Origin of the sequence: Novosphingobium mangrovi (assembly GCF_022818885.1) — a bacterium.
In the GTDB taxonomy this organism is placed as follows: domain Bacteria; phylum Pseudomonadota; class Alphaproteobacteria; order Sphingomonadales; family Sphingomonadaceae; genus Novosphingobium; species Novosphingobium mangrovi.
The window spans coordinates 71,666-83,703 of record NZ_JALHAT010000002.1; the positions used below are offsets into that span (position 1 = coordinate 71,666).

Here is a 12,038-nt window from a genome sequence, read left to right on the forward strand (position 1 = left end):
GTGCGTGCCCTTCCCCTCACCGCCGCCCTCGCCTGCCTCGCCCTGAGTGCCTGCGGGGGCGGTACGAAATACCGCCCGGTCAGCGACACTCCTGTGCGCATCGGGCCCAGCTACCAGGTGCGCGGGGAACGCTACACGCCGCGTGCACAACCCGACTACGACATGCTCGGCTATGCCGCCTGGTACGGCAGCGAGAGCGGCAGCCAGACCGCCAACGGGGAGAAGTTCCACCCGGCCTGGATCACCGCGGCGCACCGCGACCTGCCGCTGCCGACCTACGTCGAGGTCACCGCACTCGACACCGGACGGCGCATCCTCGTGCGGGTCAACGATCGGGGGCCGTTTGCCGCACGCTCGCGCATCATCGACCTCTCGCGCGGCGCAGCCGAGGAACTGGGCATCCGCGCCAAGGGTGTGGCCGCCGTACGCGTACGCCGTGTCGAGCCCGAGGCGAAGGACCGCGAGCGCCTGCGCGAAGGCAAGCCTGCCCGCAAGCTCCCCGCGATCGACTCCCGGGCGCTCGGCAACCTGCAACGCCAGTTCGAACGCGGTGTCGGCGCGCTCTGATCTTTTTCCGACACGGGAAAATACATGTCGTAAAGCCTACACGGCCATGTCGTGTCGCCACCCTTTGGCCGATCCGCGCGCGGCGGGAGAGAGGCTGCGCCTAGAAGTTGCTCAGGTGCCCTTCCCGCTTCGCCGCGGCCCGCCCTGCGGCGGCCAGGGCCTTGGCCTTGCCCGGCGGAGAAACGCGCGAAACCAATCGGTTGAGGTCTCCGCCACCGCAGCGCGGGCACGCCGCGGCATCGCCGGAACGCACCAGTAGTTCAAACTCGGCAGAGCAGGATGGGCAACAAAAATCGTAGATCGGCATGGGCCCTCGCAGGATTGGCGTTTCACGTCTGCGCGCCATGAAGCGAAAAATATGCCAGCCGCCGGGAACCAATCCGAGTAGCTCCACGTTCTCCTCTCTGGATAGAGGAGAAAAACAATGAACATCGGAGCCGAAATGCCGTTCCGCCGCTCGAGCTTCAGCCGGAAGACCGGATCGCTCATCCTTGATCGCGAACGCGAAGACCGCGCGCGCAAGGACACCGAGAAGTCGGACTTCCGCATCTGGAGCCAGGGGCGCTTCCGCAAGCTCTGACAGCCGGGCCCCAGGGCCTTATACTCCCCCTTGTCCCGATATCGCCGGGGTGGTCGCCCGCTCCGGCGGTTGTCGTGCGTCCATCCCGTGGCTTACTGCGCCCCGCAAGATCATGTCTCCATACGCCTAGTCCGGACACACAAATGAGGCCGGAACACCGTTCTGTGCAACCGGGTCATCCTGCCTCAGATCAGACTTGCAAAGGCCCCTCCACCACGCTTGATTGCCGCCCATGACATAGTCTTCAGGCCGGGCAACCCGGCGCAGAAAAGAACGCCGGCACGCCTCCCCCAACACCCCCGTCGCATGCCTGAAGACCCTTCGGAGAATGACCTGATGAAAAAACGGCTCCTTGCAGCCGCAGCGCCCGCTGTCCTCGCCACTCTTGCCCTTTCGGGAACAGCTGCCATGACCATCTCCCCCGCACATGCCGCGAGCGAGACCGCCTACGACGGAATTTTCGCCCAGCCGAGCACGCTTCCCTTCCAGGCCCCCGACTTCCCGAAGATCCGCGATGCCGACTGGCAACCCGCGATCGAGGCCGGCATCGCCCAGAAGCGCGCCGAGATGAAAGCCATTGCCGACAATCCCGAAGCGCCGACCTTCGAGAACACGCTCGTCGCCATGCAGCGCGCAGGTGTCCTTTACGACCGCGTTTCCAACGTCTTCGGCCAGCTTACCTCGGCGGCAACGAACGACACGCTCGACGCCATCGACACCGCGATCTCGCCGCAGGTCTCGTCCATGCAGGACGACATCTACCTCGACCCCAAGCTCTTCGCCCGGGTCAAGGCCGTCCATGACAGCGCCGCAGGCCAGTCCCTGACCGGCGAAGACGCGATGCTGCTCAAGACCGAGTACGCCAAGTTCGTCCACCGCGGCGCGCTCCTCTCGGCCGCGAAGAAGGCCGAGCTCAAGGCGATGAACACGCAGATCTCCAAGCTGGAGACCGAGTTCGCACAGCAGCTGACCCAGGCCAACAACGCCCACGCTGTCGTCTTCGACAGCGCCGAGGAGCTCGCCGGGCTTACCGAGGGCCAGATTGCCTCGGCCGCGAAGCGCGCCAAGGACGAAGGCAAGCCGGGCAAGTACGTCCTGCCGCTGATCAACTTCACCCAGCAGCCCGTGCTCGCCAGCCTCACCAACCGCGACAGCCGCCGCCGCGTCTTCGAGGAAAGCATCAACCGCGCGTCCTCGGGCGATGAATTCGACACCACCGGCATCGTGACGAAGCTGGCCACGCTGCGCGCTAAGAAGGCCGAGCTGCTAGGCCAGCCGAACTTCGGCACGTTCCAGATGTACGACCGCATGATCAACACGCCCGAAAAGGCAATGGCGTTCATGACCGGCTTCACGCCCGCACTGCGCAAGACGCAGGACCGCGAGGCCGCACTGCTGCTCGAGGCTGCCAAGGCCGATGGCGTGACCACGCTCCAGCCCTGGGACTGGACCTATTACGCCGAGAAGGTGCGCAAGGCGAAGTACGACCTCGATGAAAGCGCGATCAAACCCTATTTCGAGGTTTACAACGTGCTGGAAAACGGCGTGTTCTACGCCGCGAGCCAGACCTATGGCATCAGCTTCGAGCGCCGCACCGACATCCCCGTCTACCACGAGACGATGCGCGTCTACGAAGTGACCGACAAGGACGGCAGCGCGCTCGGCCTGTTCTACTTCGACCCGTTCTCGCGCCCCTCCAAGCGCGGCGGTGCGTGGATGAACAACTTTGTCGAGCAGTCCGACCTTCTCGGCAACACGCCTGTCATCACCAACACGCTCAACATTGATCCGCCTGCCGAGGGTGAGCCGGCGCTGGCGAGCTGGGACAACGTGACCACGATGTTCCACGAGTTCGGCCACGCGCTCCACGGCTTCTTCGCAAGCCAGACCTACCCGGCGCTCTCGGGCACCAACACCGCGCGCGACTTCGTGGAGTTCCCGAGCCAGTTCAACGAGAACTTCGCGACCGTTCCCGAAGTGCTGGCCCACTACGCCAGGCACTATGAGACCGGCGCACCGCTGCCCGAAGGTACGATCGACAAGATCAACGCGGCCGCCAAGTTCAACCAGTCGGTCGGCTTTGGCGAGACGCTGCAGGCAGCCATGCTCGACATCAAGTGGCACACGCTGAGCCCCGAGGAAGCGGCGCAGGACCCGATGGCGTTCGAGAAGCAGGCGCTCTACTCGATGGGCCTTCGCACCGATCTCATCCCGCCGCGCTACCGCACGCCGTACTTCCGCCATATCTGGGACAACGGCTATGCCTCGGGGTACTACTCGTACATCTGGACCGAACTGCTCGCCCACGATGGCTGGGACTGGGTCGCCAAGCATGGCGGCATGACCCGCGCCAACGGCGACCACATCCGCGAAAGCTTCCTGGGCCAGGGCCATTCAAAGGACCTCGACGTGCTCTACCGCGACTTCACCGGCCACGATCCCGAGATCGAGCCGATGCTCGAGGCACGGGGCCTGTCGGAGAAGTAAGACACCGCATCCGCCACGAAACGAAAAAGGGGCAGAAGGCGCCAAGCCTCCTGCCCCTTTTTCGTGTGTCCATGCCCGCCTTCCCGCGGGCGGATCACCTAGTCGAGAATGCGCATCCCCCGCTCGCTCGCTGGCGAGGGCGAGGCGATCGAAAGCGCACGTTCGCCCGGATCGCCCAGCCACTGCGCGCGGCACTTCCAGATGCGGCTGACAATGTCGCGGGTCAGCGCGGTCTCGGGCGGCCCGTCGGCAACGACCTCGCCCTTGTCGAGCACGACCACGCAATCGGCATGGTTCATCGCGGTGGCAAGATCGTGGAGAACCAGCACCACGCCCCGCCCCTGCTGCGCCTGCTGGCGGAAACGGCGCATCAATGCGGCCCCGTGCCCAAGGTCCAGGCTGGCGAGCGGCTCATCGGCCAGAAGCCAGCCGGGCTGGGTCGCCAGCACGCGTGCCATGAGCGCCCGCGCCCGCTCACCGCCGGACAATCGCGAGACCGGACGATGGCGAAGCTCTTCCAAATCCATCGCCGAAATCGCGTCCTCGATAGCCTGCGCATTTTCCCCGGCAGGCGCATCGCTCCAGGGTAGACGGCCCAGGGAGACGAGCACTTCCACCGCCACGTCCCAGGCGACGTCGGGGGCCTGGGGCAGATAGCCCAGCCACTGCGCTCGCTCGCGCGGGGACTTGAAGCGCATGGGCCGCTCCCCCAGCATGACCCGGCCCGAAGTGGTCTCCTGCAGGTCCGCAAGACAGGACAGCAGCGTCGACTTGCCCGCCCCGTTGGGTCCGCAGATCGCGGTGATCATGCCGCGGCGGCACTGGATCGAGACATCGCGCAGGCGCTCGCCCACGCTGAGGTTTTCCGTCGCCAGGCTCACCAGCTCAGTCCTTTACGCATGCGCAGCAGCAGGACGAGGAAGAAGGGCGTTCCCAGAAGGCTGAGCGCGATGCCCAGACGCAGCTCTCCACTGGCAAGCGGGAGAATACGGCACAGGCAATCGGCGACCAGCAGCAGCAGAGCCCCCGCAATCGCACTCGGCACCAGCAGCGAACTCGGCCGCCGGTCGGTCAAGGGGCGCACGAGGTGGGGCACCATGAGCCCCACGAAGCCGATGATGCCGGCCACCGCCACCCCTGACCCAATGATGAGACCAACCCCGGCGATGATCTGCAGCTGCAGGGTCAGCGGATCGACACCGAGCGAACGGGCCGCCGCTTCGCCCAGCGTCAGGGCATCGAGGCTGCGCCGCGCGGCGTAGATCGCCGTCGCACCGGCGAGGGTACAGGGCACCGCGATCCAGACTTCGCGCCAGGACCGGTCCGCCAGCGCCCCCATCATCCAGGTGACGATCTCGGTCATGGCGAAGGGTGAGGGCGAAAGACTGATGGCCAAGCTCATCAAGGCCCCAGCCAGGCTGGAGACCATGAGGCCCGCCAGCGTAAAGAGGGCCACCCCGCCCCCGCGCCCGGCAATGAGGGCGAGCAGCAGCATCGCCCCCGAAGCTCCCAGCAGCGCGAATACCGGGAGCAGCCAGGGCGAGGCCGCGTAGCCGGTCCAGAAACTGAGCACTGCGCCCAGCGCCGCGCCCGGCGCAATGCCGAAGAGCCCCGGGTCGGCGAGCGGGTTGCGCAGGTAGGCCTGCATCGCCGCCCCGGTGAGCCCAAGCCCGGCCCCCAGCGTGACGGCCAGGACCGCGCGCGGCAGGCGCAGGTGCATGAGGATGAGCGAGGCGTTGTGCGTCTCGGGCGCAAGCGGGTTGATCCATACGCGCCCCGCCAGAAGCGAGAGCGGCACGACAAGGGCAAGCCCGAGGAGCAACAACAGGTTGAGGCGAAGCTGGGTCATGTGTCCTTCTGCACAAAGCCCGTTGTGTGCTCCGCGTCCTCTGCGCCTTCGCGCGTGTCCACGTGACGGCCAAGCCAGGCCCGGCGCGCGCGGCCCAGCCGGTCGAGCAGACGTGGCACGGTCGGCCCGCCACACCAGATCAGCGAGCGCGAGAGCGGGACCCGCAGCGTGTCCTTCATATCGGCCAGAACCGGGTGATGGAGCATGCGGTCCTCCTCGGCAAGAGGATTGCCGACCGCGAAGATAACGCGGGGTGGATCCGCAAGCACCTGTTCCAGAGGCAGAAACTCAGCCTGCCCAAGACCGCGTGCGCCCGCGCTGTTGACGAATCCCGAATGTTCAAGAAGGTCCACAACCAGGGTGTCGTTGCCCGCAACCAGCCCCGCCGATTCCCAGACCAGCGAGGGCACCGGGGGCCAGCCCTCCGGCGCGGCGTTGCGCCTGAGCGCGTCGTCAATCCGCGCGACAAGCCGTTCGCCTGCCGCCTTATCCCCGCTCAGCTTTGCCAACATCCGCACCTGCTCGCGCGCGCCCTCCACGTCCGAGACGATGGGTTCAAGGACGACCCGGATGCCCAGGTCCCGCAGCGCATTGGCCGTCGGCGGGGCCAGGAAGCTCCCTGCCACCACCACATCGGGGGCGAGCGCGGCCACCTCCTCGACCGAGCCCGAGACCCCGCGGTAGCGCGCGGCAGCCTCCAGCCCCATCGAAGTGCTGGAGGGATCGTGGCTGTAGCCGGAAATCGCGAGCAGCTGGCCGGGCGCGGTAACCTCGGCCAGGATGGCATCGGTGCAGGGGTTGAGCGAGACGATGCTCGGTCGCTCTTGTGCCGATGAAGCCCCTTCCCCCTGCTCCTGCGGACGTGCGGGCGCGCCGCTGCACGCGCTCAGCAGCAAGGTGCCAAGGAGCGCGCAGCCCGCGCGCGCCATAGCGGCACGCCAGGAAGCAGGGGGAAAGGCGCAGGTCACATCTTCACACGCACACCCGCATAGGCCGAGCGGCCCGGCGTGCCGTAAGTGCGCACCACTTCGTAGTGCTCGTCGAAGAGGTTCTCCATGCGCGCGAAGACCTCGACGTTCTGCGTGACCGCAAACGAACCGCGCAGGTTCACCACGGTGTTGCCCTCAACGTAGTAGGTCTGCGCAGCATCGTCCCAGCGCGCACCGCCCACGCGCAGCTCCGCGCCAAGGCGCAGACCGCCCTGGCCATTGACGTCCCAGCGCTTGTCGAGGCTCGCGGTCATGTTGCTCTTGGTGCGGCGCGGCAGGCGCGCGCCGGTCAGCGTGTTGGTGGCATCGAGGTAGGTATAGGCCAGGTTCATGTCGAAACCCTGCCAGTCGATCACCTGCATGCCCAGTTCCACACCCTTCGCCCGCGCCCGGCCAATGTTGTAGTAGTTCCACTGAGCCAGATCATAGTCGATCATGTTCTTGGTCTTGCGATCGAAATACGTGACCGAGAAAAGCCCGGCGCCGCCGGCGAAGGGCTGCTCCACGCCGACATCCCAGCTCTTGGACGTCTCGGCCTCCAGCGCGCGGTAGCCCGCGTTGGTGTAGAGCTGGTAGAGCGAGGGCGCCTTGAAGCCTTGGCCGTAACTCGCGCGCACGACCGGGCCATCCTCGCCCGCGAAGGCATAGGCGCCGTTGACGGCAAAGGTGGTGCGGTCGCCAAACTGCGAGTTATCGTCGTAGCGAAGCCCACCGTTCAGCGTCAGCCCCGCGACCGGACGCAGCGTCAGGTTGGCAAAGAAGCTGTCGATGGTCATCGAATCGTTGGAATCGTAAGTGTCCGAGAAGTCCTGCGTCTCGGTCTCCGCGCCCAGCAGCAGCGTCACCGCCTCGATCGGCGTGAAATCGACCTGGCCTTCGAAGCGCTCGTTCTTGCCGTTGGTCTCATAGGGGCCCCAAGCCGCGTCGTCGGAGATGCGGCGGGTATCGACCACGCCATAGCCCACACGGGCATGAAGGCGATCATCGAGCCCGTCATACCGGATATTGGCATAGCCGGTGAGATCGCGCTTGAACCCGACATTGAGCGCGTCCGCGCCGGTGTTGTCGTAGTCGTAGTTGGCGCGGGTCCAGAAGGTACCGCCGTCGATGGACAGGCCCTCGGTCAGCTCCAGCTGCGCGCGTGCGTTGAGGCTCTTGCTTTCAAAGCCGTCCTTCTCGGTGCCGCCACGATCCTCGTTGAAGGCGGAATAGCCGTCGCCCTTGAGCCAGTTGCCGCCCACCGTCAGGCCGACCGGACCGACCAGGCCCGCTGCCGAGGCCGAGACCTGGCGGCGATCACGCCAGCCGTATTCGGCGCTCGCGCGGCCGTGCCACTGCTCGTCGGGACGCTGGGTGACAAGGTTGATGACACCGCCAATGGCCCGGCTGCCATAGAGCACGCCCGAGGAGCCGCGCACCACCTCGACCCGGTCGAACTGACCGATGGTGAGCGCGCCGAAGTCAAAGCCGCCGCCCACGTCGCCCGGATCGTTGACGCGCACGCCGTCGATCAGGACCAGGCTCTGCGCGTTGTCGGCACCGCGGATGAACACGCTGGAAGGCTGGCCGAAGCCGCCCGAGTTGGTGACCTGCAGGCCCGGCAGGCGCGACAGCACTTCGCTGGCGGTGGTCGCCTGGGTGCGCTCGATGTCCTCGCGCGTCACCACGCTGACCGACTGGCCGACCTGGCTCAGCGGAACTTCGGTGCGCGTCGCGGCGACCACGATCGTCTCGTCGAGCGGCCCGGCCTCGGCGGCCTGCGCACAGACAGGTGCGAGGACCACGCCCAATGCGGCGCCCACGAAATAACGGCTCTTCATGTCATACCCCTTCCGGAACCCCCTGAACGTGTGGCCGTTCATGGCGGAAGGATCGCGCCGGTCCCGAAGTGGCGCCCCATACCGCTGCCCACCGGTCCCCTCGCCCGGTTTGCAAACGACGACCCCGGGCAGGTCTCCTGGCTTTCCGGATCGATGCATCCCCGTCCGGCCTTCCCGATTGCTCAGTGGCGCGAATGGAGGGGATGCTCCCCGGTCACAGTTGCGGGGGCAGCGCCGGAGTTGCAACCGGCTTCCCTCTTAGGCCTGCCCCCGCGTCCACGCGGGCAGGCAACCCGTGGCGTGCGCGCGGCCTTTAGGTGCGCTATGGGGAAATTGCAACTCAAAGACCTCTCGCCCTGCAATCATTGCGCTCTGCCATCTTGGCAGGTTGCAGAGGCTTTCTTAAAGCCTTTGCCCTTACCTTGGCGAACCTTGATGTATGTACCGAGGTGGGACGCGGCTCACAGTCGTGACGGCGCCCCACGATGCTTGACGTATAGAGAGTGCCGCCAACGCTCGTGCCCCTGTCCGATATGGGGGGTGGGCGAACCAAGGATCCGGACCAAAACCCCATGTCGCGCGTGCCTGCCCTGCCCGATCTTCGCGATGGCCGCCCTGCCGACTTCCAGGGACGCTTTGCCCGCAAGCGCCGGTCCCGCGGAATCATCGGCCGCACCGCCGCACCGCGCCGCGCCTACACCAGGCGGATCGGAACCGCACTCACGATGGCCGCCCTCACCGCCTTCGCCATGCCCGGCACCTGGGAACGCTTCCGCATCGCCAACGCGGCCACCCAGCACCACACGCCCGATCCCATGCCGTTCGAGCAGGCGGGAGCCAGCTTCCCGGGCTCGGCGTTCTACTATCTCGAAGCGGACAAGGCCGCCCAGGGTGAAGGGCTGACAGGCACGATTGTCGGGCACGCCATCGGGCAGAGCCCTACAGCGCAGGCCCTCCACGTCCTCGACCTACCCTTCACCAGTTCGCCGACCGACCGCGCCCGCGCACTGCAATGCCTGACCAGCGCAATCTACTACGAAGCCGCGAGCGAGCCTGACGCCGGACAGCGCGCCGTCGCCCAGGTCGTCCTCAACCGCCTCGCCCACCCCAGCTACCCCGACACCGTGTGCGGCGTCGTCTATCAAGGGTCCGAGCTTGGCACGGGCTGCCAGTTCTCTTTTACCTGCGACGGCTCGCTGTCCCGCCGCCCCGCAACCTACTTCTGGAACCGGGCCGAAGCCGTGGCGAGGGGCGCGCTGTCGGGCGAAGTCTATGCCCCTGCCGGGCTCGCGACCCATTACCATACCCTCCAGGTGGCGCCGTACTGGACCTCCAGCCTTCAGCCCCTGACGACCATCGGCGCCCATCGGTTCTACAGCTTCAAGGGCGCAGCCGGCCGTGCGGCCACGTTCCGCTACCTCTATGCGGGCATGGAACCGGCGAATGAACCGCACAGGCCCGCGCCCACCGCCCTGACGCTCGCCTCCGACGCCCAAAACGATCCGGCCGCGATCCAGCAAGCCTTCGAGGACATCGCGAGGGCGCTCGCCGCACAGCCGGCGGTTGGCACACCGGGGAGCGCAACCGTTTCTGCGACGACGTCCCCGTCTGCCCCGGCGGCCGACGGACTTCCCGCAGGTGCCCGCGTGCGCCCCGAATACCGCAACTCGGGCCGCTGGATCGAACGCGGCCGCAGCACCACTGAGGCCCCTGACACGCCGTAAACCATTTGGAAACCATAGCCCCACACAAAGACTTAGCGCCTTGAGTGATAGGGATTCTCTCACGGGCCCGCTCTTACGGAGCAGAGGAACCGGACTCTGGAGAAACGGAAAGGCCTCGACCACACAATGGCAATACGCTTCGCAGCTGCGAAAGGACGAGCCATCCCCTTCCTCGAGCGCATGCAATGCGTCTCGGCCCCGCTCGACAGCATCAACGACAACGCCGACCGCAAGTGCCGCTCAGGCTCGATCGACGTCTCGATCGTCTCGCGCGAGATCGACCCGAGCCCCGCTCCTGCCAACGACGAAGTCCTTCTGACCGAGGCCCTTCAGCACTTTGCCCGGCACGGTCTGTCCGCAGCCGAACATGCCCGCCACAACGCCCAGGCCGCGCGGCTCGTGGGGGACACGCGTTCGTGTACCTGGTGGATTTCGATCTGCCGCCAACTCGACCGCCGCATGGCCGAACAGTTCGAAAGCCATCTCGCCACCGGCTTCTGAAGCCTTCCGGCAAACCGCCCCACCCAAGCCCCTTTGCCTCATGGCCGAGGGGCTTTTTCGTGTGCCTGCACGATGGGCGCAAAGCAGCAGATCGACGCCACGGGGCGACTCGGATCATCCGTCTTGCGAGCATCGCACAAGCCCTGCACACTTGCGCAACGAACCTGCACTAAACCGGACCGCCGAGGTCATCCGGCAGCGACTGCACTGCCCGCCCGGCCTACGGAAACCCGCCGAAATACGTTCACAAAACCGCAGCAACACGCCTTAATGCAATTGCGAACTATTATCACAAAAACCTCCGAATTCGGCGGTTCTCGCGCCCTTTCACGGTTGCAATGTCCCCCCGAGAGGACTAGGGCCGCGATTGCAAGTACCCGGTGCCTGCCTTTCGCGGGATGAAGCAGGCTCCCTTTTCGTCCGTCAATCCCGCCTTGGGAAGGACAAGCACGCATCATGGCACGTAAGAAGATTGCCCTCATCGGCGCCGGTAACATCGGCGGCACCCTCGCGCACCTCGCGGCGCAGAAGGAACTGGGCGACGTCGTCCTGTTCGACATCGCCGAAGGCATTCCGCAGGGCAAGGCACTCGACCTGTCGCAGTGCGGTCCGGTTGAGGGCTTCGACGCCCAGATCACCGGCACCAACGACTACGCCGACATCGCAGGCGCCGACGTCATCATCGTCACCGCTGGCGTGCCCCGCAAGCCGGGCATGAGCCGCGACGACCTGCTGGGCATCAACCTCAAGGTCATGAAGGCCGTGGGCGAAGGCATCAAGGAGCACGCTCCGGAAGCTTTCGTGATCTGCATTACCAACCCGCTCGACGCGATGGTCTGGGCGCTGCGCGAATTTTCCGGCCTGCCCCACAACAAGGTCGTCGGCATGGCTGGCGTTCTCGACTCGGCCCGCTTCTCGACCTTCCTCGCCTGGGAGTTCGGTGTCTCGGTGCGCGACGTCACCTCGTTCGTGCTCGGCGGCCACGGCGACACGATGGTCCCGGTTGTCGACTACTCGACCGTCAAGGGCATCCCCGTTCCCGACCTCATCAAGATGGGCAAGACCACCCAGGAGCGCATCGACGCCATCGTCAAGCGCACCGCGGGCGGCGGCGGCGAGGTTGTCTCGCTGCTGAAGACCGGCTCGGCCTTCTACGCTCCGGCGGCTTCGGCCATCTCGATGGCCGAGAGCTACCTGCTCGACCAGAAGCGCGTCCTGCCCTGCGCCGCCTTCCTCGAAGGTCAGTACGGCGTTGACGGCATGTACGTCGGCGTTCCCGTCAAGATCGGTGCCGAGGGCGTTGAGGAAGTCATCGAGATCGCTCTCGACGACACCGCCAAGGCAGGCCTCCAGGTCTCGATCGACGCGGTCAAGGAACTGGTCGCGGCCTGCAAGGGCATCGACGAAACGCTCGCCTGAGCAAATACACTTGTGTGTTGCGGACCGGGTCCTCTGGTCCGCAGCCCACATTACTCCTAGTACACCGGACCCCGACCTTTGAGGTCGATCCAGCCCAGGAAC

The 12,038-nt window shown here is 66.2% G+C and carries 11 protein-coding genes and 1 riboswitch; of the genes, 6 read left to right on the forward strand and 5 right to left on the reverse strand.

Features of this window, described 5'->3' with window-relative positions:
* The gene (locus tag MTR65_RS01540) at positions 1-567 is read left to right on the forward strand and encodes a septal ring lytic transglycosylase RlpA family protein (RefSeq protein WP_243796559.1); all 567 of its coding nucleotides are present in this window, start codon (positions 1-3) and stop codon (positions 565-567) included.
* Between the two features lie 100 nt (positions 568-667).
* Here the strand turns inward: MTR65_RS01540 and MTR65_RS20290 are convergent, their stop codons facing one another.
* Positions 668-913 (reverse strand): FmdB family zinc ribbon protein, encoded by a 246-nt coding sequence (locus MTR65_RS20290; RefSeq protein ID WP_419145026.1) that lies wholly within the window; start codon positions 911-913, stop codon positions 668-670.
* Positions 914-991: 78 nt separating this feature from the next.
* On the opposite strand from MTR65_RS20290, the gene MTR65_RS01545 reads away from it, so the two are divergent.
* Together MTR65_RS01545 and MTR65_RS01550 are read left to right on the forward strand one after the other, a co-directional pair.
* Entirely contained in the window at positions 992-1,147 is a 156-nt protein-coding gene (locus MTR65_RS01545; protein ID WP_226633356.1) for a hypothetical protein, read from the forward strand.
* 408 nt (positions 1,148-1,555) lie between these two features.
* On the forward strand, positions 1,556-3,634 hold the full coding sequence (locus tag MTR65_RS01550; protein WP_243796560.1) for a M3 family metallopeptidase: 2,079 nt from the start codon (positions 1,556-1,558) through the stop codon (positions 3,632-3,634).
* A gap of 98 nt (positions 3,635-3,732) precedes the next feature.
* On the opposite strand, the gene MTR65_RS01555 is transcribed toward MTR65_RS01550, so the two are convergent.
* Genes MTR65_RS01555 through MTR65_RS01570 form a run of 4 tightly spaced genes read right to left on the reverse strand, consistent with a single transcriptional unit; the run spans position 3,733 to position 8,292 of the window.
* Entirely contained in the window at positions 3,733-4,515 is a 783-nt protein-coding gene (locus tag MTR65_RS01555) for an ABC transporter ATP-binding protein (RefSeq protein WP_243796562.1), read from the reverse strand.
* Positions 4,512-5,483: a FecCD family ABC transporter permease gene (locus tag MTR65_RS01560; RefSeq protein ID WP_243796563.1), complete on the reverse strand. Its 972-nt coding sequence runs from the start codon at positions 5,481-5,483 to the stop codon at positions 4,512-4,514. Before MTR65_RS01560 ends, MTR65_RS01555 begins: the two co-directional genes overlap by 4 nt.
* A complete protein-coding gene (locus MTR65_RS01565) occupies positions 5,480-6,412 on the reverse strand; it encodes an ABC transporter substrate-binding protein (protein ID WP_243796564.1) in 933 nt (310 codons plus the stop codon). Before MTR65_RS01565 ends, MTR65_RS01560 begins: the two co-directional genes overlap by 4 nt.
* Positions 6,413-6,447: 35 nt before the next feature.
* Positions 6,448-8,292 carry a TonB-dependent receptor domain-containing protein gene (locus tag MTR65_RS01570; protein WP_243796565.1) on the reverse strand — a complete coding sequence of 615 codons (1,845 nt, stop codon included), beginning with the start codon at positions 8,290-8,292 and terminating at the stop codon, positions 6,448-6,450.
* A 110-nt stretch (positions 8,293-8,402) separates the two neighbouring features.
* Positions 8,403-8,604, reverse strand: a riboswitch (cobalamin riboswitch).
* A gap of 260 nt (positions 8,605-8,864) precedes the next feature.
* Between MTR65_RS01570 and MTR65_RS01575 the strand changes: the two genes are divergently transcribed.
* The 3 genes from MTR65_RS01575 (at position 8,865) to mdh (ending at position 11,936) form a co-directional block, all read left to right on the forward strand.
* Positions 8,865-10,016, forward strand: a complete 1,152-nt coding sequence (locus tag MTR65_RS01575; RefSeq protein WP_243796566.1) for a cell wall hydrolase — start codon at positions 8,865-8,867, stop codon at positions 10,014-10,016.
* Between the two features lie 126 nt (positions 10,017-10,142).
* Positions 10,143-10,517: a hypothetical protein gene (locus MTR65_RS01580; protein ID WP_243796567.1), complete on the forward strand. Its 375-nt coding sequence runs from the start codon at positions 10,143-10,145 to the stop codon at positions 10,515-10,517.
* Positions 10,518-10,973: 456 nt separating this feature from the next.
* Positions 10,974-11,936 carry a malate dehydrogenase gene (gene mdh / locus MTR65_RS01585; RefSeq protein ID WP_213501133.1) on the forward strand — a complete coding sequence of 321 codons (963 nt, stop codon included), beginning with the start codon at positions 10,974-10,976 and terminating at the stop codon, positions 11,934-11,936.
* The last annotated feature ends 102 nt before the right edge of the window (positions 11,937-12,038 follow it).